Origin of the sequence: Aeromicrobium piscarium, assembly GCF_007421815.1 — a bacterium.
In the GTDB taxonomy this organism is placed as follows: Bacteria; Actinomycetota; Actinomycetes; order Propionibacteriales; family Nocardioidaceae; genus Aeromicrobium; species Aeromicrobium piscarium.
On record NZ_VLNT01000012.1, the window covers coordinates 47,369 to 72,586 of the forward strand.

Sequence of the window (25,218 nt, forward strand, 5' to 3'; positions counted from 1 at the left end):
TCCTCCCGATGCCACGGGTTGGTGATGATGCGTCGCCACGGGCGGTGCGAGACGCACCTCTCGAGCCTGCCGAGAGGTGCCCGCGTCCCCCGAGAAGGGGCGGCTCAGTCGTGGAAGCGGACCGCCTCCGCGACCGGCACCCGACGACTGCGGAAGGAGTTGGCCGGGTGGTCACGGTCGGGGTGGCCGAAGGAGATCGCACAGACCATCTTGCGGTCGTCGTCCCACTCGAACCAGTCGCGCAGGAACTCCGCCTTCTGCGCGAGGGCCGCCTGGGCGATCGCGCCGAGACCGTGGGACTCGATCGCGAGCAGGAAGGTCTGCACGTAGGACCCCACGTCGACGAGCGCGTACACGCCCACACTGGCGGGCACCGTGATGAACGCGGCGTGCGGCGCTCCGAAGAAGTCGAAGTTCAGCAGCATCTGGCGAGCGGACCCCTCGCGATCGCCGCGCTCTACCCCCACTGCCTCGTACAGCTGCCACCCGACCTCGCGACGCCGGTCACGGTAGACGCCCTCATAGGAGCCCGGGAACTCGAAATCGCTGCCCCAGCGGTCGTCCTCGGCGAGCGCCTTGCGCAACCGGTCCAGGGCCGCGCCGCTGACGATCTCCGTCTGCCACGGCTGGGTGTTGCACCAGGACGGCGCGCGCTGGGCCGTGGTCACGATCTGCTCCAGCACCTCACTGCTCACCGGCCCTGGGGCATAGCCTCGGCAGCTGCCACGACGTCCGACGAGGTCGTCGAACAGGACATTCTCCTCCGCCATGCAGCGAGAATAGGCCATGATGGGGAGACATCCGACGCAGTGGAGGTTCTCGATGTCCCTGGCAGGTACGACGATGATCATGTCCGGCGGCAGCCGTGGTATCGGTGAGGCGATCGCCGTCCGGGCGGCGCGCGACGGCGCGAACGTGGCCCTGCTGGCCAAGTCCGCCGAGCCCCATCCCCAGCTCCCCGGCACCATCTACACCGCCGCTCAGGCGATCGAGGAGGCGGGCGGTCACGCGCTTCCCCTCGTCGGCGATATCCGCGATGACGCCTTCGTCACCGATGCCGTCGCCCAGACCGCCGAGCGATTCGGCGGCATCGATCTCGTCGTCAACAACGCGAGCGCCATCGATCTCTCGCGCACCGAGGACCTGTCGATGAAGAAGTACGATCTGATGACGCAGATCAACAGCCGTGGGGCGTTCCTGCTGTCGAAGCTCTGCATCGAGCACCTGCGCGCCTCGGCCAATCCGCACATCCTGACGCTCTCCCCGCCGCTGCTGACCGATCCGAAGTGGTTCGGGCAGTACACCGGTTACGCGATCGCGAAGTACGGCATGAGCCTGGTGACGCTCGGACTCTCGGAGGAACTGCGCGCCGACGGGATCGCGGCCAACTCGCTGTGGCCGCGCACCGCCATCGACACCGCCGCCGTGCGCAATGTGGTGGGTCCGGGACTGGAGACATCGTCGCGGACACCGCAGATCATGGCCGACGCCGCCTACGCGATCCTCACCAAGCCGGCCCGCGAGGTCACGGGCAATTTCTTCATCGACGATGACGTCCTCGAGGCCGAGGGGGTCACCGACTTCTCCGTCTATCTCAACGGCGGCAGTGAGGAGGACCTCGCGTTGGACTTCTGGGTCGAGGCCAAGGGTGCCGTCGGCGCGGACCCGACGAGGAGGCTCTGATGCCCGTCGATCCCCAGCTGAGGGGGCTACTCGAGCTCCTCGAGACGACTCCGTCGATGCCCGAGCTCGGCGTGGACGGTGCCCGTGCGGCGATGAGGGCGCTGACCGTCGACGCCCGCACGCCCGATCAGGTCATTCCCGTCGGATCCGTCGAGGAGACGGTGATCGCCGACCGGCCGGCACGCGTCTACCGCCCGGAGACCTCCGGCCCTGTGCCGACCGTGTTGTTCCTTCATGGTGGCGGCTGGGTGGTCGGCGATCTCGACACCCACGACAACGCGGCCCGGGCGATCTGCCGCGGCGCTGAAGCCGTGGTCGTGTCCCTCGACTACCGACTCGCGCCGGAGCATCCCTTCCCGGCCGCGGCCGATGACGCGGTGGCGGCGGCCGAACACCTCGCGACGCGTCTCGATGAGTACGGCGGAGACGACCGCTTCGGGGTGGCCGGCGACAGCGCCGGAGGCAATCTCGCCGCGATCGCGGCGCAGCGAGTGCCCGCGGTCACCGCGCAGTTCCTCATCTACCCGGCGGTCGACTCCGATCCGGCGGGCGACTACCCCTCCCGTGTCGAGAACGCGCACGGCTACTTCCTCGACGCGCCGACGATGGCGTGGTTCGTGGAGCAGTACGCCCCGGGCACGCCCCCGGCCGAGGATCCGCACTACGCGCCGCTGCGGGCCGACAGTCTCGACGGCCTCGCTCCCGCGGTCGTGCTCACGGCCGAGTTCGATCCTCTCCGCGACGAGGGAGAGGCCTATGCCGCCGCCCTGGAGAAGGCCGGGGTGCCGGTGATCCTCCGTCGCTACGACGGGCTCATCCACGGGTTCCTCGACATGGGAATGGTGTCGACCACGGCGCAGGCGGCGGTCGACGATTCCATCGCGCTCTTCGCGGAGGTGCTCAGGCGCTGAGACCGGTCACGACCGGTGTGCCGAGCTCGACCGTGCGCGACACGGTGCAGAGCCGGTCGTGGGATCGCTCTACGGCGGTGGGCAGGCGCTCGGCCATCTGCCGGCCCGCTTCGTCGTCGGGGAAGGTGACGTCGAAGCCGACCGCGATGTCCTCGAGGCGGTTGCCGTCGGCGTCGGAGACCTTGATCCCCGAGGCCGACACATCGAAACGCGAGGGCTGGCTCTTCTTGGTGGTGAGGAAGTCGACATCGATCGCGGTGCAGCCGGCGATCGCGGCGAGCAGCAGCTCGACCGGTGTGAAGTCGGCGTCCTCGCCGTGCCCGATCTCCAGCACTCCACCGCGGACGTTCTCGATGCGGTAGCGACCCTGGGCCGTGCGTGAGAGGTGGATACTGCGCAGATTCGACTCGTCGCTCATGACGGCACTGTCCCACAGGATGGACCCCTCCGCGGGGTACGGCTGGCCAGTGAGCGTCGCGGTGCGTGGTGAACCACCGGTCGCACCACCGCGCGGTCAGCGACCCGGGACGACGAAGGATACGACTTCGTGGTCGTCATAGCCGCCACAGAGTCACATCTTTCCCGGCAAGGGCACGAAGGATGTGACTCGGCGGTTGCGATAGCTACCCCAAGGTCATATCCTCAGTCGCCACCTCGTCCCCGTCACCAGGGCGGCGCGACAACGTCCTTCCGCAGGAAAGAACGGACGCCTACTCACCGCCCCGGCTCGCAGATGGACGCCTATTCACCGCCCTCGGCAGGGATGGGCGATGAGTCACTGCCGGGCGGCTCACCCGGCGGGGGCGGCTGATCGTGGCACGATGAACAGGTGCCCGCTGGGAGCCTGCTGACCGTCGTCATCGCGTTCACCGCGAACCTCGTGGTCGCGATCGCGAAGTCGATCGCCGCCGCCATCACCGGTTCGGCCTCGATGGTCGCCGAGGCGGCGCACTCCTGGGCCGATACCGGCAACGAGATCTTCCTCCTCGTCGCGGAGAAACGAGGATCACGCCGCCGCGACCGCCAGCATCCCTACGGTTATGGCCGCGAGACCTATATCTGGTCGATGTTCGCCGCCTTCGGCCTGTTCACCATCGGCTCGGTCGTGTCGATCATGCACGGCATCCAGCAGCTGACCGCCGAGGAGACCGAGGCCGACTACACCATCGCCTACATCGTCCTGGCGATCGCCTTCGTCCTGGAAGGAACCTCCTTCGTACAGGCGCTGCGACAGGCGAGCCGCGGCGGCGAGCGGATGAAGATGCGCACCCTCTCCTATGTGAGCCGGACCTCCAACCCCACCTTGCGGGCGGTCTTCGCCGAGGACGCCGCGGCGCTGCTCGGCCTCCTCCTCGCGGCCGGCGGGCTCGCGCTGCACCAGATCACCGGCGACGCGATCTGGGACGCGGCGGGATCCATCCTGATCGGCGTGCTGCTGGGCCTCGTCGCGGTCTTCCTCATCACCCGCAACAGCGAGTTCTTACGCGGGCAGCGGGTCGCGCTGTCGACCCGCGTGCAGGTGCTCCGCGAGCTGCTGGACCATCCCTCGGTCGATCGGGTCACCTACCTGCACATCGAGTACGTGGGCCCCGCACAGCTGTTCATCGTCGCCGCCGTCGACATCACCGGAGACCGCCCCGAGCATCAGGTCGCGGAGCGGCTGCGCGGACTCGAGGCCGAGCTGGAAGCGCACGATAATGTGACCGAGGTGGTCCTCACCCTCTCCACTCGCGACGAGCGGAGTCTCGTCCCCTGACTCAGACTGACTAGATGACACGCAGCCTGGTGACCGGAGCGACCGGCTACATCGGCGGACGGCTCGTTCCCCAGCTCCTCGAAGCGGGCCACGACGTCCGTGTCCTGGTCCGCGACGAGGCCAAGGCCAGAGCCCGCGAGTGGTCCGACCAGGTCGAGATCGCCCAGGGCGACGCCACCGAGGCGGACGACGTGCGCCGGGCCCTCGAGGACGTCGACGTCGCCTACTATCTCCTGCACTCGATCGGGACGGGCAGTGGCTTCGCCGACGCCGAACAGCGGATCGCGCAGACCTTCGCCGATGCCGCCCAGGATGCCGGAGTACGCCGCATCGTCTACCTGAGCGGGATGGTGCCGAAGGACGAGGAACTGTCCGAGCATCTGCGATCGCGGACGCAGGTGGCGCAGACGCTGCTCGACTCCGGTGTGCCGACCGCGGTGCTCCAGGCGGGCGTCGTGATCGGCTCGGGATCGGCCTCCTTCGAGATGCTGCGCTACCTGACCGAGCGACTGCCGGTGATGGTGACGCCGCGGTGGGTGCACACCCGCATCCAGCCCATCGCGGTTCGCGATGTGCTCCGCTATCTGACCAAGAGCGCGGACCTCCCCGACGACGTCAACCGACGCTTCGACATCGGCGGTCCCGACGTCCTCACCTACCTGGAGATGATGCAGCGGTACGCCCACGTCGCCGAGCTGCCACGCCGGCGGGTGCTGCCCGTACCGGTGCTGTCACCGTGGTGGTCGAGCCACTGGGTCGGACTCGTCACCCCCGTGCCCGCCGCTCTCGCCCGGCCCCTCGTCGAGAGCCTGCGCAACACCGTCGTCGCGAGCGAGCACGACATCGCCGACTACATCCTCGACCCTCCCGAGGGACTCGTCGGCTTCGACCGGTCGGTCGAACTGGCCCTCACCCGCATCCGCGATCTCGACGTGCCGACGCGCTGGTCGTCGGCGGCCACCGCGGGTGCGCCGAGCGCGCCGCTGCCGTCGGACCCGGACTGGTCGGGCGGGACGCTGTACACCGACGAACGCACCCGCGAGGTGCACGCCTCACCCGAGAAGCTGTGGCAGGTGATCGACGGGATCGGCGGTGACAACGGCTGGTACTCGTGGTCGCTCGCGTGGGAGGTGCGCGGTCTCGTGGACCGCTTCCTCGGCGGGCCCGGGCTTCGCCGCGGCCGCCGTGACAGCGCCCGGATGCGGGTCGGCGATGCGGTCGACTTCTGGCGGGTCGAGGAGACCGACGGCCACGCCTTCGTCCGGTTGCGCGCCGAGATGAAGCTGCCGGGACTCGCCTGGCTCGAGATGCGGGTCGGGCAGGCCGATGGCGGCACCACGACCTTCCACCACCGCGCGATCTTCCACCCCAAGGGCCTCCTCGGCCACCTCTACTGGTGGTCGATCTACCCCTTCCACGGGATCGTCTTCGGCGGCATGCAGCGCAATATCGCCCGCGCCGCCGAGTCCCTCGAGGAGCGGCGCTACTCGCCAGGGCGGTGACTTACGCACCCCTCGCGACCGAGGGCGGTGACTTAGGCACCTCTCACGGCCAGCGAGAGGTGCCCCGCCCACCGCTCCGGCACGCGAGGGGTGCGTAAGTCACCGCCCGACGACGGGGCGGGTGGATCGGCGATGTCACTCAGGTGGTGAGCAGGCCTCGGTCGCGGGCGAGCGCGGCGGCCTCCGTCCGGGAGGAGGCTCCGAGCTTGGCGAGGATATTCGAGACGTGCACCGAGACCGTCTTGCGGCTGATGAACAGCTGACCGGCGATGTCCCCATTGCTCCGGCCGACCGCCACGAGCTCCAGCACCTCACGCTCGCGTGCCGTCAGCTCGCCGGCCGACGCGGGTGCGGAGCCGAGCCGTCGAGCGGCCCGGAGCAACGGCTCGGCGCGAAGCCCATGGGCGGTGGCGAGGACATCGTCCACGAGCCTCTGCGCCGCAGCCTGATGCCCCGCGGCGGCGAGGACCGTCGCCAAGCCCAGCGCGCTGCGGGCGGTCTCGTAGAGATCGCCGAAGGAGGCGAAGAGCTCGTGGGCAGTCGTCCACGAGCGCGCGACCTCCTCCAGCGCGGGAGTCGTCGTGGTTCCCGCGCGCCAGCGCATCGAAGCGAGTTCCGCCGTCAGCCGCGCGGCCCAGGCCCGGCCCTCCGGCCCCATCTCCGCATGGGCCTCCACCGTCGCCGCTCCCGGCACCGCGATCCTCTCGGCATGGTCGAGAAGGTCGCGTCGTCGCGACGCCGTCGCCCCATCGACGTGCCGGGCGAGGGCCGCGATCGTCACCGCGCTGGCCCGCACCCGCGCCGGTGCCTGTGGTTCGCGCCAGAAGGTCTCCAGCGAGACGGCCAGCGCGTCGTGGGCCTCCACGATCTCGTCGACTCCTTCGGCCATCTCGATGAAGGCGATGCCCGAGTGGATCGTGAGAGCGATGTCCCGGGGCCACCAGGCGTGGTGGCGGGCGATGGTGGCCTCATCGGCCCGCTCGCCGCGCGCCGCGCGCACGCTCATGACCACGGCGTCCATGCACATGTGGGCAGTGCGCGGTGCGTCCTCGGGCAGGACCGCGAGCTCGACGACGGTGTCCCATTCGCCACGCAGATAGCACACGACCGCACCGTAGAAGCGTCCGTCGAAGCCGAACGGGGACCACGGCCGGCGGGTCTGCTCGGCCCGCTGCTGGCCCGCGGCGAAGTACTCTCCCGCGCCGGCCAGGTCACCTCGCCCGAGTCGGACGAAGGCCAGGTGATGCAACCCCCGCAGCTCGGCCATCAGGTCACCACGACGACGGGAGTCCTCGACCAGCTTCGTGAATCGCTCGTCGAGCGTGCGATCGCTGTTGCTCGCCCGGTGGACGATGCGGTCGAGGGTCGTCTGCGCGTCTGCCGCCGCTTCCTCGTCGCCCAGTGACTCGGCGGCACGCAGGGCACGTTCGGCGAGTTGGAGCCCCTGCTCGTCACGCCGGACGGCCCAGGCCGCCCGCGCACCGACCACCTCGGCACGCATCCTCGCCTCGACATCGTCGGTCTCCTGGGCGTACCGCAACGCCTCCTCGGCGAGCTCGATGAGCTCGTGATCCGCGACATTCTGGTAGTAGCCGACATCTCCCGCCAGGGCCGCGAGGCGGGTGGCGTCGGCCGGACTCCACCCGGGACGGGCTCGTTCTTCCACGAGGAGACGCGAGGCGCTGCGTGTCCGGCCGGCCGCGAGGAGCGAGTCGACCGCCGCTCGCACGAGCGCGTATCGGTGGTCGTCCTCGACCAGGCTCAGCGCACGGATCCGGTGCTCGGCGGCCTCGGCATGGGCGCCGACGCGGGTCGCCTCCTCGGCAGCGAGCACATCGGCCTCGAGCGCGACATCCCGCCGGTCGATCGCGTGCGCGTGCATCGCGACGTGCGCCGGACGGCGATCCGGGTCGCGCAGCAACGCGTCCAGGAACGCCGTATGCCAGCGCTCCCGCTCGCCGGGCAGAAGATCCTCGTGCACGGCCTCGGCGATCAGCGCGTGGCGGAAGCGGAAGGTGCCGTCGCGACGTCCGGGTTCGAGGACCTTGCGATCCACCGCCTCTCGCAGGGCGTCGTCCAGGCGCGACGGGGCCCAGGACGTCGCGGCACTCAGTAGGGAGATCGTGACGCGTCCTCCCGCACAGGCCACCGCACGGACCGTATCCCTGGCGTCGGCGCCGAGCTGGTCGACGCGCAGCAGGAGGAGATCGGCGAGCTCGGCCGGGATCCGGTCGCCGCTCAGTTCGGCCTCGAGGAGTTCCTCGGCGTAGAAGGCGTTGCCCTCTGCTCTCTCCACGACGGCGTCCACGGCATCGCTGAAACGACCGGCGCGGGTGACCAGCAGTCGACGCACCGCCTCATCGTCGAGGGAACCGAGCTGCACGCGACGCACCTGCGGCAGCCTCGTCCACTCCGCGAGGGGTGTTCGCAGAGGATGCCGGCGGTGGAGGTCGTCGTTGCGCACCGTCACCAGCACGCTCACCGCCGACGAGTACCGGCGCGCGAGCATCACGTGCACGAGACGCCTGGTCGACTCGTCGGCCCAGTGCACGTCCTCGACGATCACCAGCACAGGCCGGTTCTCGCCGAGTCGCTCCAGCGCGCGGACCCATCCGCCGATCACATCGGACGCCTCGTTGTCGGCATCACCGCCGCCGACGAGGGCGCGCAGCGACGGCGCGGCGGCGATCAGCTCGTCGCGTACTGCCGGTTCGGCAGCGTCGACGATCTCGGCCAGCGGTTGGAACGGCAGCGCGCCGCCGACGTCCAGGCAGTGGCCGAGCACGACCAGGAAGCCGGCATCCACGGCGTCGGCAGCGAGTTGCCGCACCAGGCGGGTCTTGCCGATCCCCGCGTCACCGCCGAGGATCACCGCTTCGCGGGCACGGCTCCTGTCGAGTCCGAGGGCATGACGCAGCTCTTCGAGCTCGCGTTCGCGTCCGACGAGTGGTGTCGTCTCCATGCCCATGAGCCCATCTTCGACGATACGTGTGCATGCTGGTGCGCGAGGCGCTCTCGTTGGACGGCCGTGACGTAACTCTGCGGATCGAGAATCATGCTCCGAGCCTCGGCTCCTGAGGTAGGCCCCGACATCGGGCAGATGCCCCATCTTCGGCCTCCCCTACCTCAGACACCCGAACCCGTTGAGTGTGGGGGTACCTCCCAGGACGGAGCGCTGCGGAGTCCTGGGGGGAACGTTTGGACGGTGATAACCCCGATTTCGCCGTCCAAACGTCACACTCAACGGGTTCGGCCGCGCGCTAGCGTGGAGGCATGGAGTTTCGATACCTCGGCAACAGCGGGCTGAAGATCAGCGAGATCATCTACGGCAACTGGCTCACGCACGGATCGCAGGTGGAGAACGACGTCGCCACCGCGTGCGTCCGCGCGGCACTCGATGCCGGCATCACCAGCTTCGACACCGCCGACGTCTACGCCGCGGGCGCGGCCGAGCGCGTGCTGGGCGAGGCCCTCAAGGGTGAACGCCGGTCCTCGCTGGAGATCTTCACCAAGGTCTACTGGCCTGCCGGGCAGAGCGGCCCCAATGACGTAGGCCTCTCGCGCAAGCACATCATGGAGGCCATCGACGCTTCCCTGTCGCGCCTCCAGACCGACTACGTCGACCTCTACCAGGCGCACCGTTACGACTACGAGACGCCGCTGGAGGAGACCATGCAGGCCTTCGCCGATGTCGTGCGCGCCGGCAAGGCCCTCTACATCGGGGTCAGCGAGTGGACCGCCGATCAGATCCGCGCCGCCCACCACCTCGCGAAGGATCTCGGCATCTCGCTCATCTCCAACCAGCCGCAGTACTCGATGCTGTGGCGGGTGATCGACGAGCGTGTCGTGCCGACCTCCCGCGAGCTCGGGGTCTCACAGATCGTCTGGTCGCCGCTGGCCCAGGGCGTGCTCACCGGCAAGTACACGCCCGGCGGCGAACTGCCCGCCGGCTCACGGGCCACCGACGAGAAGGGCGGCGCCGACATGATCAAGCGATACATGAATGACGACACCCTCGAGGCGGTGCAGCGGCTCAAGCCGATCGCCGACGGCCAGGGACTCTCGCTCGCTCAGTTGGCACTGGCCTGGGTGCTCAGCAATGACAACATCGCCGGGGCCATCATCGGCGCCTCGCGGCCCGAGCAGGTGGCCGACAACGTCGAGGCCGCCGGCCGGACCCTCGATGCGGACACCCTCGCCGCGATCGACGAGGTGCTCGGCGATCTGCCCGAGACCGACCCGGACAAGACCCGCTCCCCCGCCACGCGCACGCAGTGATCTCAGCCGATGCTCAATCGCTCCGCGACATCCGGAGCCGGCCTCCAGGCATGCTGTCGTCCTAAACGAACACGCACCACCAGGTCACGACGCTCCAAGTCCGCTAGATCGTTGCGCGCGGACTGCTGCGTCACGTTGTGGCTCGATGAGTGGGAGACCGCCGTATAGACCGCATCCGGGTCCTTCACGGCGTTCTCCAATAGCGCCAACTGGCGATGATTGAACTCGCCCGGCGTCGCCCGGATTCGCTGCTGAACCTCCCGGAGCTCATCGGCCTTGCGAGCGAGATGCGCGTGGAGCTCATCGATCGCCCGCTTGATGATGCCCAGGTGATAGAGAAAGAAGTGCGTCAGGTCACCATCATCGTCCTCAGTGAGCAAGAACGACCGGACGTACTGCGAAGGGGCCTGTTTGAGCAGCTTGGACACGACGAGGAATTCCGCAAGCCAGAATCCCTCGCGCAACATCGACCAATAGAACAATGCGCGAGCAGTCCGTCCATTGCCATCCGCGAAGTAATGGTCGAAGCCCATCATGAAGTGAACGGTCAGCGCGCGAAGCACCGGCGGCATATAGTCGCCGGAGGCTCCCCCGTTGGCAAAGGCGCACAAGCGCTCCAACCGTTGCGGCAGCTCGGCCACCGGCGGCGGACGATGCAGCAACTGCTCACCATCACCCCAGACCGCGACCCGATCATCGTCGTCGCCCTGGACAACTCCGGCTTCCTCATCACTGTCGAGAGTCCCCTCGGTGACGATCCGATGCAGCTCGCATACCAGCTCCGGCGTCAGCTCTTCCTCGCGGAGTTCGACGATGCGGCGCATCGCCAGGTAGTTGTTGACGATCATCTTCTCGGAACGGTCCTGTGGCTTGCGACCCGTTCGGAGCATGTCCTTGGCGACCTGTCGGCTCGTCGAGGCGCCCTCCAATTGACTCGAGGTGATGGATTCCTCGATCAATGAACTGACAACGTAACGATCTCGCATTGCGGGGCTGGTGACCTGTTCACTGATGGTGATGTGTCCGCTGGCTCCACGCGTGATCTCGTCATTCAGAGCCAACAACGTGTCGGGAAGCGTATAGCTGAAGGGCGCGCCGCTCTTGTCGATCAAGGTATCGATAGAGCGCTGGGCGTTCCGCCGCGCCCAGCGAATGCGCAACCACCACTCCTCATGGGTGAGGTCGTCAGGCGGGGTCTTGAACCTGAGTTTGTCCCAGGGAAGGTACGGCTGAGACATGACATTGGCTGACGGCGTCAGCACCTCGACAAGCCGCCGGGCATCGATATCAGCCAAGAGCTCATTGAGACGCGGCGGATGCGCGGGGGTCTTCACACTGGGCTCCTTGCCGATACTCGCTAACTTCAAACTTTGACCTTCTTTGAAGTTCTTTTGAGAGTAGCAGTGTGTCAAGCCAAGTTCAAGTAAAGTCAAAATTTGAAGTTCGCAAGGGCCTCACCGCGCCGATACGCGAACGACGGCCCCGGACTCGTGAGAGTCCGGGGCCGTCGTCTGGAACCGTGTGTCAGGCGAAGTTCTCGCCCGCGGCCGCCTTGTCGAGCAGCAGCTTCGGCGGGGCGAAGCGGTCGCCGTACTGCTCGGCGAGCTGCTGCGCGCGCTCGGTGAACGCCTGGATTCCGATGCGCCCGTCTGCCGCCTCGTAACCGTTGGCATACTGCAGCGCACCGCCGTGCAGGGGCGGGAAGCCGATACCGAAGATCGAGCCGATATTGGCGTCGGCGACGGTACGCAGCACGCCCTCCTCCAGGCACCGGATGGTCTCCAGGCTCATGATGAACAGCAGCCGCTCCTGGATGTCCTCGACCGGGATATCGACATCGTCCTTGACGAACAGATCCCACAGGCCCGGCCAGAGGTACTTCTTGCCGTCCTCGGGGTACTCGTAGAAGCCCGCACCCGCGGCCTTGCCCTTGCGGTCGAGATCGACGAGCTTGTTGACCACGTCCATCGCGGGGCTGTCGGGGAAGGCCTTGCCGTCGTCCTCGGCGGCCTTCTTGGCCTCGGCGTTGATCTTCTGCGGCAGCGTCAGCGAGACCTCGTCGATCATCGCGAGCGGCTGGCCGGGGAAGCCGGCGAGCGAGGCGGCGCGCTCGATGCGGACCGGGTTGACGCCCTCACCGAGCAGCTGAGCGCCCTCCATCACCAGGGTGCCGAAGACCCGCGAGGTGAAGAAGCCGCGGCTGTCGTTGACGACGATCGGCGTCTTCTTGATCTGCTTGGTGTAGTCGATCGCGCGGGCGATGGCCTCATCGGAGGTCTTCTCACCGACGATGATCTCCACCAGCGGCATCTTGTCCACGGGGCTGAAGAAGTGGATGCCGATGAAGTCCTCAGGCCGCTTGACGCCCTGCGCGAGCAGGGTGATCGGCAGCGTCGAGGTGTTGGAGCCGAGCAGGGCATCGGGCTTGACGACCGACTCGAGGTCGCCGAAGACCGAGTGCTTGAGCTCGACCGACTCGAAGACCGCCTCGACCACGAAGTCGCAGCCTTCGAGGTCGGCGTAGTCGGCGGTCGGGGTGATGCGGGCAAGCACCTCGTCGGCAGCCTCCTGCGTCATCCGGCCCCGCGAGACGGCCTTGTCGAGCAGGTTCTTGCTGTAGGCCTTGCCCTTCTCAGCGGCCTCCAGCGAGACATCCTTCAGCACGACCTCGATGCCGACCTTGGCCGAGACATAGGCGATGCCAGCGCCCATCATGCCGGCGCCGAGGATGGCCAGCTTGGTGGCCTTGGTCTTCTCGATGCCGTCAGGACGGGACTTGCCGGCGTTGATGGCCCCGAGGTCGAAGAAGAAGGCCTGCGTCATGTTCTTGAACTGCTGGCCGACGAGCAGCTCCACGAGGTAGCGCGACTCGATCCGGCTGGCGGTCTCGAAGTCGACCTGCGCGCCCTCGACGGCGGCCGACATGATCGCCTTCGGCGCCTTGTAGTCCGCGCCCTTGACCTGCTTGCGCAGGTTCGAGGGGAAGCTCGGCAGGAAGGCCGCCAGCTTGGGATTCGAGGGAGCACCGCCGGGGATCTTGAAGCCGCGGGCGTCCCAGGGCTGCGTGGCGGCCTCGGCGTTGCCGGCATTCTCGTTCACCCACGCGGCAGCTCGGTCGAGCAGCTGATCGGCGGGGACGACCTCGTCGATGAGGCCGATGCTGAGCGCCTTCTCGGGCTTGTTGCGCTGACCCTGGACGAGCACCTTCATGAGCGCGTCCTGGATACCGAACATGCGCACGGTACGGGTCACGCCGCCACCGCCGGGCAGCAGTCCGAGCGTGGCCTCGGGCAGGCCGATCTCGTAGCGACCCTCTGCGGCGATGCGGTGGTGGCAGGCGAGGGCGATCTCCAGGCCGCCACCGAGCGCGGCACCGTTGATGGCTGCGACGACCGGCTTGCCGAGGGTCTCGAGCTTGCGCAGCGTGGCCTTGATGGACTCGACATTGGTGAAGAGCGCCTCAGCGTCCGAGGGCTTGGCCTTGGTCATGAGCTTGAGGTCGCCGCCGGCGAAGAAGGTCTGCTTCGCGCTGGCGATGATGACGCCCTTGATCGCATCGCCGTCGGCGGCGACCTCGGAGGCGAGACGATCCACCGCGGCCTCCATCGAGGCGCGGTAGGTCTCGTTCATCGTGTTGGCGTTCTGGTTCGGGTCGTCGATCGTGAGGGTGACGATCCCGTCGGCCACGTCGTAGCGGACCGCGTCAGTACTGGTCATGCGTGTTCTCCTGTGAAGTCGGTCCGGCGCTCAGATGCGCTCGACGATGGTGGCGATGCCCATGCCGCCGCCGATGCACAGCGTGGCCATGCCGTAGCGCTTCTGGCGGCGCTCGAGCTCGTCGACGAGGGTGCCGAGGATCATCGCGCCGGTCGCGCCGAGCGGGTGGCCCATCGCGATGGCGCCGCCGTTGACATTGGTCTGCTCGTGCGGGTAGTCGCCGAGATCGCGCATCAGCTTCATCGCGACGGCGGCGAAGGCCTCGTTGATCTCGATGAGGTCGATGTCCTCGATGGACAGGCCGGCCTTGTCGAGGGCCTTCTGGCAGGCGGGGCCGGGGCCCGTCAGCATGATCGTCGGCTCCGAGCCGATCACCGCGGTGGAGACGATGCGGGCGCGCGGGGTGAGCCCGTGCTTCTTGCCCGCGGCCTCGTTGCCGAGCATGACGAGCGCGGCGCCGTCGACGATGCCGGAGCTGTTGCCCGCGTGGTGCACGTGGTCGATCCGCTCGACGTCGACGTACTTCTGCAGTGCAACGGCGTCGAAGCCGCCGAGGTCGCCGATGTCGACGAAGGACGCCTTGAGGCCCGAGAGCGACTCCAGCGTGGTGCCCTCGCGGACGAACTCGTCGTGGTCGAGCACGGTCAGGCCGTTGTGGTCCTTGACCGGGATCACCGAGTTCTTGAAGTAGCCGTTGGCGATGGCCTTGGCGGCGCGGGCCTGCGACTCGACGGCGAAGGTGTCGACGTCCTCGCGGCTGTACCCCTCGATGGTGGCGATGAGGTCGGCGCCGATGCCCTGGGGCACGAAATCGGTCTGGAAGGAGGTGCGGGGGTCCATCGCCCAGGCGCCGCCGTCGGAGGCCATCGGCACGCGGCTCATCGACTCGACGCCGCCGGCGATGATGAGGTCCTCCCAGCCGGACTTGACGCGGGCGGCGGCCTGGTTGACCGCCTCGAGGCCGGAGGCGCAGAAGCGGTTGAGCTGCACGCCGGCGGTCTCCTGGGCGAACCCGGAGGCCAGCACGGCGGTGCGCGCGATGTCGGCGCCCTGGTCACCGACCGGGGAGACGACACCCAAGATGACGTCGTCGACCTGGTGCGGGTCCAGGGAGGAGTTGCGCGTCTGGACCTCGTCCAGCAGACCCGTCACGAGATCGATGGGCTTGATCTCGTGGAGCGAGCCGTTCTTCTTGCCCTTGCCACGCGGTGTGCGGATGGCGTCGTAGACGAAAGCTTCGGTCATGACCGTCCTCGATTGCGGATAGAGACACTGGCGCCACCTGCCTGGTGTGCGCCGCTGTCCTCGATTGTGACACCATTACTGTCAGAGTGGTAGCGCCGGGGTGAGCGAAGTGGAGACAGTCCTATGACCGATGGTGATCCGAGCGAGAATCTGAGCGTGGAGCAGCTGGCGTCCCGCGTGGGGATGACGGTGCGCACGGTGCGCTTCTACGCCGGACGCGGGCTCATCCCCTCGCCGCGCCGCGAGGGGCGGCACGTCTTCTACGGTCCGGACCATCTGGCGCGGCTGGAGCTGGTGCGCGAGTTGCAGGCCCACGGGTTCACCCTCGCGGCGATCGAGGGCTATCTGGAGAAGATCCCCGCGGACGCGTCGCCCGCGCAGGTGGCCCTGCACCGCACACTGCTCGCGCCGTGGAATCCCGAGCTGCCCGAGACGCTCACCCGCGAGCAGCTGGTCAAGCGCGCCGGGCACGAGCTCACCGACGACGATCTGGAGCTCTTCGCGGCTCTCGGCGTCATCGAGCCGACCCCCGTCGAGGATGTCTTCAGCGTGGCCACGGCACACCTGGGCGTCGGCGTCGGGCTGCTGGAGATCGGTATGCCGCTGGAGGCCGCCCACGAGGCGCGACGAATCTTCACCGATCACGGCACGCAGGTCGCCGAGGAGTTGACCGGGCTGTTCAAGCGCGCGGTCTGGCCGCACATCAAGCAGTCGGGGCAGACCGCGGAGGCCACCGCGGTCATCGAGCGCTTCAAGCCGTTGACGATCGCCGCCCTCGTGACGGCCTACGAGCAGGCCGTCGACGAGATGAAGCGCGAGGCCGTCCGCCGCCGCTGAGCGGTGACGTACGAACCCCTCACCACCCCAGGCGGTGGGCTACGCACCCCTCGACGGCATTGAGAGGTGCGTAACCTACCGCCTCACGCCGCGAGAGGTGCGTAACCCACCGCCCTCGCTACCCCTCAGGCGACGAGATCAGGCCGGGTGGGTCCAGTCGATGTGGGAGCAGTCGAGGCCGGGGGCGGTGACGAGCACGCGGGCCACGCCCATCGGATTCCCGACAGGGTCGGCGAGGACCTGGCCGGCGGCGTCCCACGCGACGATCGTGCACCCGGATGCCGCGGCGAGCTGGAGTCCCGCCGCGACATCCCAGGGATGGAACTCGTACTCGTAGGTCGCCGCCGCCCAGCCTGCCGCCACATAGGCGAGGTGCAAGGTGCAGGCCCCGAGCCGGCGGACGGCCCGGAAGGAGTCCAGCACGGTGCGGCAGGAATCGAGGATCGAGTCGGGCAGACCCGATCGTTCGTAGGGGGCGTTCGTGAGGATCTCGACCTCGCGGGTCCCCCGGCTCTGCTCGGGCCAGCGGAACGGCATGCCGTCGACCAGCAGCTCGTCGCCCGCGGTGTGGAAGGTCGCCCCGAGCACCGGCTCGTGCACCGCGGCGGCCACTGGCTCGGTGCCGCGCAGCGCGGCCACGGAGGTGGCGAAGATCGGCAGACCGGAGGCGAAATTGGAGGTGCCGTCGATCGGGTCGATGAGCCACGTGAGCTCACCCTCCCCGTACCAGCCGCCCTCCTCGCCGAGCACCCGCGAGGACGGCGCGCCGGAGAGGATGCGGTCGACCACGACGCGCTCGACCCGGGCATCGGCCTCGGTGACGATGTCGAAGTGGCCGTCCTTCTCGGTGACGCTCGCCGCGGTGCGCGGACGGTCACGGAAGGCTTCGGCTGCCAGCTGCCCGCCGGTCACGGCCACCTCGCGGGCGAGCTCCTGCAACGAGCTCGTCATGCGTCCGCCGGGACGATCCACAGCGGCGTGTTCGTCAGGTCGATGGACAGCCGGTCACCGATGTTCAGCGTGCCGCGATGGGCGTACTCGTGGTCGATGATCGTGCAGGCGGCGCCGGCGATCCGCAGGTGGTACTCGATGTACGAGCCCTGGAAGACCACCTGCTCGACCGTCAGCGCGCCCTCCGGGTCGGTCCGGAAGGCGACGTTCTCGGGCCGCAGCACGCAGGAGACGCTCTCGCCGGCGGCGACCTGGGGTAGGTCATCGGAGGTCATCCGTGCTCGCTGCCCGTCGACATCGACGACGATGCCGGCGGCGGTGCTCGCGACGACGGTGCCCGGCACGATATTCGCCTTGCCGAGGAAACGCGCCACGAAGGAACTGGCCGGACTGCGGTACACCTCGCGGGCACTGCCGCGCTGCTGGATCACGCCGTCCTTGAGCACGACGATCTCGTCGGCGATCGCGAGCGCCTCGCTCTGATCGTGGGTCACATAGAGGCTGGTGATGCCGAGACGCTGCTGGATCGCGCGCAGGTCCACCCGCATCTGCTCGCGCAGCTGGGCGTCGAGATTGGAGAGCGGCTCGTCGAAGAGCAGCACTCGCGGTTCGGTGACCACCGCGCGAGCGAGCGCGACGCGCTGCTGCTGGCCGCCGGACAGCTGATTCGGGGCCCGCTTGGCGTAGTGCCCGATCTGCATGAGCTCCATGACCTCGTCGACCCGGCGCCCGGCGTCGGCCTTCGCGACTCCCGCGACCGAGAGCCCGTAGGCGACGTTCTCACGCACGCTCATATGCGGGAAGAGCGCATAGGACTGGAACACCATGCCGATGCCGCGACTGTTGACCGGCCGGCGCGTGACATCGGTGTCGTCCAGGCGGATCGATCCGCTGGTGGGCGTCTCGAAGCCGGCGAGCATTCGCAGGATCGTGGTCTTGCCGCAGCCGGAGGGACCGAGCAGGGTGACCAGCTTGCCCTCCTCGATGGTGAGGTTCAGGTCGCTGACCGCCGCGACCACCTCGCCCTTGTCGTGCGACGGGAACAACTTCGACACGCCGTCGAAGGTGACTGTTGCCACCGGGATCACTGGTCCCTTCTTCTGGTGAGGAGCGCGAGCGCACCCTGCATGAGGGCGAGCGCGGCGAGGACGATGACGATGAGCAGGACGCAGTACGCCGCCGCGACCGAGAGCCGCGAGGACTCCACCTGGCCGAGGATCGTCACGGTGACGAGATTCCAGTTGGCCGAGATGAGGAAGATGACCGCGCTCAGGGTGGTCAACGACCGGGTGAAGGCGTAGGCCGCCGAGGTGAAGATCGCCGGCCGCAGCAGGGGGAGCACGATGCTGCGGAAGGTGCGGATATTCGAGGCCCCCATGACCGCGGAGGCCTCCTCGATCGCGGGGTCGATCTGCTTGAGCTGGTTGTTGCCACCCTCGATCGCGACCTGGAGGTTCTTGAGCACCATCGCGCCGACGATGATCGCGGCGGTCCCGGTCAGCACGAGCGGGCCGGAGTTGAAGCTCAGGATGTAGCCGATGCCGATGATCGTGCCGGGGGCGGCGAAGGACAACAGCGTGCTCCACTTGAGGATCGCCGAGCCCGGGAAGGAGCGGCGGGTCAGCACATAGGAGATGAGCAGACCGCAGATGACCACGAGCGGGGTCGCGACCGCGGCCAGCGTGACCGAGTTCTGCAGGGTGCTCAGGCCCCGATCGAAGATGTAACGGTAGTGATCGAGGGTGAACAAGGAGTCCACGCCGACGATCTTCATGAAGGAGACGGCCACGACGGTGCCGTAGAAGAGCAGGATGACGCCGGAGATCGCCGAGCAGACGATGGTCAGCGGCACCGTGACCTTGGCGGCCGTGAGGCGGATCTCGGTGCGGCCGGGCTTGCCGGTCACGGTCACATAGGAGCGCCGCCCCACCCAGTAGCGCTGGATCATGAAGGCCAACACGGAGGGCAGGAGCAGCAGCACTGCGAGGATCGCCCCGGACTGCATGTCGTACACGGCGGTGATCTGCGTGTACGCCTCGACCGCGAGGGTCGAGTAGTCGCCGCCGATGAGCATCGGATTGCCGAAGTCCTCGAGGGACTTGACGAAGACCAGCATAAAGGAGGACAGCAGCGCGGGGGCCGCGAGCGGGAGCAGCACTCGGCGGAAGGTCTGCCACTGGCTCGCGCCCATCGACGAGGAGGCGTCCTCCAGCGAGGAGTCCATCGACTGCAACATGTCGCGCACGTTGAGATAGGCCAGCGGGCTGAACGCGAGGGTCTGGATGATGACCAGCGAACGCAGCCCGTAGACATTGGCATTGCTGAGGCCGAGCAGGTCCGAGGAGATCACGCCCGAGCGGCCGAACAGCAGGATAATCGCCAGCGACAGCACGAAGGGCGGCGAGACGATCGGCAGCAGCGCGACGAGGTGAAAGAAGCGCTTGCCCTTCATCCCGGTGCGCGTGACGCCGTAGGCCATGACGAAGCCGACGGCGGTCGCCGCCGTCGCGGACAGCACCGCGAGCAGCAGGGAGTTGCGCAGCGCCCGCCACACATGCGAGGCAAGCAGGTTGTCGCCGAGCCGGCTGAGGTCGAAGCCGTCCGGGCCGATGACGGCGGACTTCAGCACCGCGCCGATCGGCAGCAGGATGAAGATGGCGACCGAGAGGGTGAGGACGAGGAAGATCCCCCACAACCAGGGATCGGTCCGGATCGCCCTCCAGCGCTGGGCGCGCTCGTCGCGTCGGGCGAGCGCGCCCAGCTCAGTGGAGTCGATGGTCTGCATGACGGGTCAGGTCACTCCGCCTCGGAGCCGTGACGGATCTCGGCGTCGAAGCGCTCGATCAGCTCGCCGCGGTGCTGGCCGGCCCAGAAGGTGTCGTAGTCCATCAAGGTGACCTCGGAGGTGTCGACCTCGGCCTCGGGGTTGGTGATGCCGGGGATCACGGGCTGCCAGAAGGTCGTCATCATCGACTCCTGCCCGCCCTCGGTGAGCACCCAGTCGAGGAAGGCCTCGGCGCCCTCGATCTGGTCCTCGGGAGCGTCCGCGATGACCGCGGCGGCGTTGATGCCGAAGCCGGTGCCCTCCTCGGGGAAGGAGGCGGTGATGTCGTATCCCTCGACCATGCCGAGCTCGACGTCCATCAGATAGGTGGCCGAGACGGCCGCCTCACCGAGACCGACCATGCGGGTCGGGGCGCCTCCGGAACGGGTGTACTGTGCGACATTGGCGTCGATGCGCTTCATCAGGTCGAAGGCCTCGTCCTCGCCGTAGAGCTGCACGAGGGTGGAGACGACCGCGGCGCCGGTGCCCGAGGAGGCCGGGTGGGCGAGCACGACCGAGTTCGCGAAGGCGGGGTCGGCGAGGTCCTCCCAGCTGGTGGGCGCCTCGACGCCGAGGTCGTCGAGGAGGGCCTGGTTGGAGGCGAAGGCGACGGGTGCGGTCGAGGTGGGGGTCCACAGGTCGTCCGGGTCGCGGTAGATCTCATCGACCTGATCGATGCCCTCGGCCGCGTAGGGGGCGAGGAGGCCTTCCTCGGCGGCCTGCACATAGGTCTCGGCTGAGCCGCCGATCCAGAGCGCGGCCTGGGGGTTGTCGGCCTCGGCCTTGATGCGGGCGAGGTTCTCGCCGACCGACATGCGCACATAGGCGACGTCGATCCCGGTCTCGGCGGTGAAGTCGTCGACGAGGGTCTGGCAGTCGTCCTCCGACATCGAGCAGTAGGCGGTGACCGATCCGGCCCCGTCGCCACTGTCCGAGCCGCATCCCGCCAGGAGCGCGATGGCGGTCGCCCCCACCGCCGCCATCTGCAGTGTCCGTACACGCATGAGTTGAGGTCCTTTCCTGCTCACCTCGTGGGCCCGCCGTGAGCCGACGGTGAACTTAGCATGACAAGTTAGGCACTCCAGGCCGGGCCTGTCAATAACTAGTACGTACAACTTTGCGGTGGCCGTGGGCTAGGGTGTGCGCGTGGAGAACTCACGTCGGGCGACCCGTGCCTGGGTCGAATCGGGCAAGCGGTTCACCCTCGAGGGCCAGCCCGGGGCCACGAAGCACGAACAGCTGCGACACGCGCTGATCCAACAGATCGGACTGCTGCGCCTCTCCCCCGGCGACGCCCTTCCCAGTGAGAACGGGCTCTGCGAGCTCTATGGCGTCTCACGGGCGGTGGTCCGCCAGACCCTGGAGGAGCTGGAGAATGCCGGCATCGTCTACCGGGTCCGCGGAAAGGGCTCCTTCATCGCCTCCCGCGAGCCCAGCGACGCCGACCCGTATACGCTGCGTGGACTTTATGCGGGGGTCCGCGATTCCGCCGCGAAGATCACCTCCGATGTGCTGTCGCAGAAATACGTGCGGGCCGATGGCAACATCGCCGCCTCGCTACGGCAGACACCCGGCGATCACGTGTTCTATCTCGAACGCGTCCGTCGCGTCGACGGCGAGCCCTGGTCGTGGATTCATTCCTATCTTCCCGCGGAGTACGGAGCGTTCTTCGAAGGCCGCGACATGAGCCATGAGTCGCTTCATTCGGTGCTCAATGAGAATGGCGTCGTCGTCCTCGGCGCGCGGCGCTCGGTCGAGGTCATGCCTGCCGATGACGAGCAGATCCGCATCCTGGATCTCGGTGATTTTCCAGTCGTCATGATGCTGACCTCGCTGAGTTTCGATCCCTATCGACAGCCGGTCGAGGCATTCACCGCCTATCACCGCGGCAATCGCAGTCGCCTCGAGTTCACGATCGGCGAGTAAGAAGACACTGGCAAAGATTGCGTGCATTTATGCCGCGCCGTACAGTGGCGGCGTGGCCAAGAAGACAATCGAGAAATTCTATTCCGATATCAGCGGTGAAGAGATCGACAGCAGCACGCCGACGGTGACCTTCGGTTTCGACGGGACATCCTATGAGATCGACGTGACCGAACAGGAAAAGACCGAGATCGAAAAGACTCTCGCTCCGTATATTCGTGCGGGACGCAAGGCTACCGGCGCCGGCGCCCGTCGCCGCGGCCGCCGTTCCGGTGGCTCGTCCTCGGACTCACCGGCCAAGCAGGTGCGCGAGTGGGCCAAGGAGCAGGGCATCGACGTCCCGGCCCGCGGGCGGGTCCCCTCCGATGTGCTCGAGAAGTACAACGCCGCACACTGAGCCTCCCCCGCGATGCCCCGGCCCGATGGGCCGGGGCATCGTCATGTCAGGAGTCGGGCGTGTCCACCTCGGGGAGCAGGATCGTCGCGAGGCTGAGGCGGCGACGGCCGTCGCCGGGATCGGACAGGTATGGCGCGAGCAGCTCGGCGAGTCCGGCCTGGATGGTGGCGAGGTCCTCGGTGGTCACGTAGAGCGGACCGCGGCCGAAGCCCAGGTAGTCCCGCAGCTCGGCGTCGCCGCTGTCGAGGAAGCGGTCGAAGTCGCCGGCGAGATCGCCGAGGAAGGCGAGGAACGCCGCCCCCAGCTGCGCGTCGCTCATCCTCCGCAGTTCCACCTGGTCGACATGCGCCATCCGTTCCCCCAGCGCGAGGGTCCGCTCGACCGCGCCCCGCACCCGGCGCTCCTCGACGACGGCGATGACCTCAGCCTCGATGAGCGCGGCAACGTGGCGGTAGAGGGTCGCCTGGGTGACATCGGGAAGGGCCGCCCGCAGCTGCGCGGTGGTCAACGTGCGTCCGCCCAGCTGCTGGACGATCCGCAGCCGCACCGGGTGCAGCACGACATCGGCGATCGGGCCGTCCTTGGCCATCGAGCCCACCTACCGTTCTCACTGTGATAATGTTCGCAAGGTCACGTCCATGCTAATGATCCAGGAGTCCCATGACGCACGTGGTTTTCGACCGGACCGGGCTCGCCGTGCAGTTCCCCGGCTGGGAGCGGTTCATGGCCGGCAGGGCGACCTTCGTCGCCACGCATGACGCGATCATCGGGGCACGCGCCGAGCCCGGATGGTCCTATGAGGTGCTGGGTTACCGGTCCGGCCTGGTCGTCTCGGGATACCGCAAGGTCGGCGTGTTCACCCATCCGTCCGGCGCCAAGCGCCTCGTCTCGATGAAGCGCGGCATGCCCCTGCTGCGCGTCGACGTCCGGCGCGAGCTCACCGGCTTCGACCAACTGCTGCTCAGCACCCCCGACGCCGATTCCATCGCGCGCCGCATCCAGGCGGTGACGACCCGGTGAACGCGCCTGCCATCGAGATCTCCGGACTGACGAAGCGCTTCGGCTCCTTCGAGGCGGTCCACGACGTCAGCTTCACCGCCGAGGCGGGGCGGATCACCGGCTTCCTCGGACCGAACGGGGCAGGTAAGTCGACCACGCTGCGCATGCTGCTCGGTCTGGTCCGCCCGGATACCGGGACCGCGTACATCTCGGGCCGGCCCTACCGCGACCTGCCGTCGCCCGCACGCACCGTCGGCGCCGTCATCGACAGCGCGGCGGCGCACCCGAGCATGACCGCCCGCGACCACCTGCGGACGGCCTGTGCCCTGAGCGGATTGCCCGCCGCGCGCATCGACGATGTCCTCGCCGCCGTACGGGCGGAGGACTTCTCCGACCGCCGCATCGGGGCCTTCTCGACCGGTATGCGCCAGCGGCTGTCACTCGCGACGGCACTGCTGGGCGAGCCGGAGATCCTCGTGCTCGACGAGCCCTCGAACGGCCTCGATCCCTTCGGCATCGCCTGGTTGCGAGGCTTCCTTCGGGACTTCGTCGCGGGTGGCCGAACCGTCCTACTGTCCAGCCACGTGCTCAGCGAGGTGCAGCAGACCATCGACGATGTCGTGGTGATCGACCGCGGCCGCATCCGCTGGCGCGGGTCGGTGAGCGATCTGCCGGACGATCAGGACCTCGAGCAGGCCTTCCTCTCGCTCCTCGACGAGGGAGCCCGACGATGACGGCCTTCCGGGGCGAGCTCGTCCGCCTCTTCGCCACCCGGATCCCCTGGTGGACGCTGCTCGCCGCCGTGCTGTGCGGTGGGGGCCTGAGCGGCCTGCTCGCGATCACCGGTCCGGAGAACGCGACTCCCCCGATGCCGGGCATCGACACGCCGGAGGGCGCCGGAATCGTGGTCGGGCTGGGGGCGGTGACGCTCTTCGTGCCCGCGCTGATCGGCACGATCGCCGTCACCAGCGAGTACCGGCACCGGACCATCGGCACGACCTTCCTCGCCGTGCCGCATCGGGGTCGGGTGCTCGGAGCGAAGCTCGCGGTCTACGCGCTGCTCGGGATCCTCTACGGCATCGTCGCCTCGATCTCGTCCGGACTGGTCCTCGTCGGCGCGGCGGCCGCGCGAGGCATCGAGTTGGGCACGCCCACGGGCGAGCTGCTGACCGTCCTGGCCCAGCTCGCAGTCGCCTCGGCGGTCTACATGGTGCTCGGCGTCGGGATCGGCGCCATCGCGCGGCATCAGCTGCTGGCGATCGGCGCCGTGCTGGGCTACTTCTACTTCCTGGAGTACGTCCTGATGCTGATCCCCGGAGTGAACGCGCTGTATCCCTTCCTGCCCGGTGGGGCGACCGCGTCGCTCACCCGTTTCACCTTCCTGACCGATGCCCTGGCCGAGCAGACGACCGGTGGCGCCGCGGCCCTCGCCTCCCCCGCGCTCGGCGCGGTGATCCTCGTGGGGTACGCCCTGGTGGCGGCCGCGGTCGCCGTGTGGTTGCCGCTGCGACGCGATCTGGCCTGAGTTCCCGGTTCGGTCGGTGGACCGAGCGCCTCGCCCGCATCCACTACGCTGGCCGGGTGTCTTACTCCCGGCCGTCGCTGACCGTGGGCCTCGGTGTCGCGATCCTCGCGCTGGGGGTGGGCGTCCTGGTCCTCCTCGCGCTGCGGCCGGCCCCGGCTCCGGAAAACGCCGGAGCCGGTGTGACCCCGCAATCGACCCCATCAGAATCGCCGCGTACGACGACACCCGCGCCGACCGGCGACGCCGATATCGTCTTCATCGGCGACGATCACCTGGAGGAGTGGGCCGGCGAGGCCGCCGCGGAGCTGGGCGCGGAGGCGCGGATCGAGTCCGGTGTGACGCTCTTCGAGGACACCACGGTGGCCGACGCGCTCGAGGGTTCCGCACCCGATCTCGTGGTGCTGAGCATCGGCACGGCCGATGTCGTGTGGGCCGATGACTTCGCCTTCGGCCTGGCACAGGCCCTCGACGAGATCGAGGAGGCCTGGCCTGCGTCCACCATCGTGCTCATGCGGCCGGCGTGGGAGGATCCCGACGACCTGCAGACCGAGAAGATCGACAGCGTCGAGCAGACCGCCCAGGCCCGAGATCTGATCTATCTGGACGCTCCGCCCGACGCCGCCGACTTCCTCGATGCCTGGACCGCTGCCGGCCTGTAGCCGGTGGCGGC

23 protein-coding genes are annotated in these 25,218 nt (G+C 68.3%); 12 read left to right on the forward strand and 11 right to left on the reverse strand.

The annotated features are described in order from the left end of the window. Positions 1–104: 104 nt before the first annotated feature. Positions 105–770: a nitroreductase gene (locus tag FNM00_RS13770; protein WP_221933736.1), complete on the reverse strand. Its 666-nt coding sequence runs from the start codon at positions 768–770 to the stop codon at positions 105–107. A 52-nt stretch (positions 771–822) separates the two neighbouring features. Here FNM00_RS13770 and FNM00_RS13775 point away from each other — a divergent pair, with 52 nt between their 5' ends. After that, a complete protein-coding gene (locus FNM00_RS13775; protein ID WP_143914127.1) occupies positions 823–1,683 on the forward strand; it encodes an SDR family oxidoreductase in 861 nt (286 codons plus the stop codon). Then, complete coding sequence (locus FNM00_RS13780) at positions 1,683–2,594, forward strand: alpha/beta hydrolase (RefSeq protein WP_143914128.1); 912 nt, start codon at positions 1,683–1,685, stop codon at positions 2,592–2,594. Before FNM00_RS13775 ends, FNM00_RS13780 begins: the two co-directional genes overlap by 1 nt. Here the strand turns inward: FNM00_RS13780 and FNM00_RS13785 are convergent. Continuing rightward, positions 2,584–3,012: an OsmC family protein gene (locus FNM00_RS13785; protein WP_143914129.1), complete on the reverse strand. Its 429-nt coding sequence runs from the start codon at positions 3,010–3,012 to the stop codon at positions 2,584–2,586. The two genes, FNM00_RS13780 and FNM00_RS13785, sit on opposite strands and share 11 nt — an antisense overlap. A 411-nt stretch (positions 3,013–3,423) precedes the next feature. Here FNM00_RS13785 and FNM00_RS13790 point away from each other — a divergent pair, with 411 nt between their 5' ends. Both FNM00_RS13790 and FNM00_RS13795 read left to right on the forward strand, forming a co-directional pair. Further along, positions 3,424–4,350, forward strand: a complete 927-nt coding sequence (locus FNM00_RS13790; protein ID WP_246065185.1) for a cation diffusion facilitator family transporter — start codon at positions 3,424–3,426, stop codon at positions 4,348–4,350. Positions 4,351–4,364: 14 nt separating this feature from the next. Further along, entirely contained in the window at positions 4,365–5,852 is a 1,488-nt protein-coding gene (locus tag FNM00_RS13795; RefSeq protein WP_143914130.1) for an SDR family oxidoreductase, read from the forward strand. Positions 5,853–5,991: 139 nt separating this feature from the next. On the opposite strand, the gene FNM00_RS19440 is transcribed toward FNM00_RS13795, so the two are convergent. Then, positions 5,992–8,814, reverse strand: a complete 2,823-nt coding sequence (locus FNM00_RS19440) for a helix-turn-helix transcriptional regulator (RefSeq protein WP_185973155.1) — start codon at positions 8,812–8,814, stop codon at positions 5,992–5,994. A gap of 311 nt (positions 8,815–9,125) precedes the next feature. Here FNM00_RS19440 and FNM00_RS13805 point away from each other — a divergent pair, with 311 nt between their 5' ends. Then, positions 9,126–10,130: an aldo/keto reductase family protein gene (locus FNM00_RS13805; RefSeq protein ID WP_143914132.1), complete on the forward strand. Its 1,005-nt coding sequence runs from the start codon at positions 9,126–9,128 to the stop codon at positions 10,128–10,130. A 2-nt stretch (positions 10,131–10,132) separates the two neighbouring features. Here FNM00_RS13805 and FNM00_RS13810 read toward each other — a convergent pair whose 3' ends face one another. The 3 genes from FNM00_RS13810 to FNM00_RS13820 form a co-directional block, all read right to left on the reverse strand. Continuing rightward, positions 10,133–11,464 (reverse strand): Fic family protein, encoded by a 1,332-nt coding sequence (locus FNM00_RS13810; protein WP_143914133.1) that lies wholly within the window; start codon positions 11,462–11,464, stop codon positions 10,133–10,135. 190 nt (positions 11,465–11,654) lie between these two features. Then, positions 11,655–13,847 carry a 3-hydroxyacyl-CoA dehydrogenase NAD-binding domain-containing protein gene (locus FNM00_RS13815; protein ID WP_143914134.1) on the reverse strand — a complete coding sequence of 731 codons (2,193 nt, stop codon included), beginning with the start codon at positions 13,845–13,847 and terminating at the stop codon, positions 11,655–11,657. 30 nt (positions 13,848–13,877) lie between these two features. Further along, complete coding sequence (locus FNM00_RS13820; RefSeq protein WP_143914135.1) at positions 13,878–15,092, reverse strand: acetyl-CoA C-acetyltransferase; 1,215 nt, start codon at positions 15,090–15,092, stop codon at positions 13,878–13,880. Between the two features lie 123 nt (positions 15,093–15,215). On the opposite strand from FNM00_RS13820, the gene FNM00_RS13825 reads away from it, so the two are divergent. Then, positions 15,216–15,929 (forward strand): MerR family transcriptional regulator, encoded by a 714-nt coding sequence (locus FNM00_RS13825; protein ID WP_143914136.1) that lies wholly within the window; start codon positions 15,216–15,218, stop codon positions 15,927–15,929. Between the two features lie 138 nt (positions 15,930–16,067). Here FNM00_RS13825 and FNM00_RS13830 read toward each other — a convergent pair whose 3' ends face one another. From FNM00_RS13830 to FNM00_RS13845, 4 genes are read right to left on the reverse strand one after another with little or no spacing between them, the layout of a single operon-like run. Continuing rightward, a complete protein-coding gene (locus FNM00_RS13830; RefSeq protein ID WP_143914137.1) occupies positions 16,068–16,880 on the reverse strand; it encodes an inositol monophosphatase family protein in 813 nt (270 codons plus the stop codon). Then, a complete protein-coding gene (locus FNM00_RS13835) occupies positions 16,877–17,935 on the reverse strand; it encodes an ABC transporter ATP-binding protein (RefSeq protein WP_185973156.1) in 1,059 nt (352 codons plus the stop codon). The genes FNM00_RS13830 and FNM00_RS13835 overlap by 4 nt, the downstream gene beginning before the upstream one ends. 29 nt (positions 17,936–17,964) lie before the next feature. Next, positions 17,965–19,665 (reverse strand): ABC transporter permease, encoded by a 1,701-nt coding sequence (locus FNM00_RS13840; RefSeq protein ID WP_143914139.1) that lies wholly within the window; start codon positions 19,663–19,665, stop codon positions 17,965–17,967. An 11-nt stretch (positions 19,666–19,676) separates the two neighbouring features. Next, on the reverse strand, positions 19,677–20,708 hold the full coding sequence (locus FNM00_RS13845; protein ID WP_143914140.1) for an ABC transporter substrate-binding protein: 1,032 nt from the start codon (positions 20,706–20,708) through the stop codon (positions 19,677–19,679). A 142-nt stretch (positions 20,709–20,850) separates the two neighbouring features. Here FNM00_RS13845 and FNM00_RS13850 point away from each other — a divergent pair, with 142 nt between their 5' ends. Further along, a complete protein-coding gene (locus FNM00_RS13850) occupies positions 20,851–21,630 on the forward strand; it encodes a GntR family transcriptional regulator (RefSeq protein WP_185973157.1) in 780 nt (259 codons plus the stop codon). Between the two features lie 52 nt (positions 21,631–21,682). Beyond that, entirely contained in the window at positions 21,683–22,024 is a 342-nt protein-coding gene (locus FNM00_RS13855; RefSeq protein WP_246065186.1) for a histone-like nucleoid-structuring protein Lsr2, read from the forward strand. A 46-nt stretch (positions 22,025–22,070) separates the two neighbouring features. Here FNM00_RS13855 and FNM00_RS13860 read toward each other — a convergent pair whose 3' ends face one another. Beyond that, the gene (locus FNM00_RS13860) at positions 22,071–22,613 is read right to left on the reverse strand and encodes a helix-turn-helix domain-containing protein (RefSeq protein WP_143914142.1); all 543 of its coding nucleotides are present in this window, start codon (positions 22,611–22,613) and stop codon (positions 22,071–22,073) included. 71 nt (positions 22,614–22,684) lie between these two features. Between FNM00_RS13860 and FNM00_RS13865 the strand changes: the two genes are divergently transcribed. The 4 genes from FNM00_RS13865 to FNM00_RS13880 are packed head-to-tail and all read left to right on the forward strand — an operon-like array spanning position 22,685 to position 25,207. Next, positions 22,685–23,044 carry a hypothetical protein gene (locus tag FNM00_RS13865; protein WP_143914143.1) on the forward strand — a complete coding sequence of 120 codons (360 nt, stop codon included), beginning with the start codon at positions 22,685–22,687 and terminating at the stop codon, positions 23,042–23,044. After that, complete coding sequence (locus tag FNM00_RS13870) at positions 23,041–23,757, forward strand: ABC transporter ATP-binding protein (protein WP_143914144.1); 717 nt, start codon at positions 23,041–23,043, stop codon at positions 23,755–23,757. The genes FNM00_RS13865 and FNM00_RS13870 overlap by 4 nt, the downstream gene beginning before the upstream one ends. Continuing rightward, entirely contained in the window at positions 23,754–24,548 is a 795-nt protein-coding gene (locus FNM00_RS13875) for an ABC transporter permease (protein ID WP_143914145.1), read from the forward strand. Before FNM00_RS13870 ends, FNM00_RS13875 begins: the two co-directional genes overlap by 4 nt. Before the next feature lie 56 nt (positions 24,549–24,604). After that, the gene (locus FNM00_RS13880) at positions 24,605–25,207 is read left to right on the forward strand and encodes an SGNH/GDSL hydrolase family protein (RefSeq protein WP_143914146.1); all 603 of its coding nucleotides are present in this window, start codon (positions 24,605–24,607) and stop codon (positions 25,205–25,207) included. The last annotated feature ends 11 nt before the right edge of the window (positions 25,208–25,218 follow it).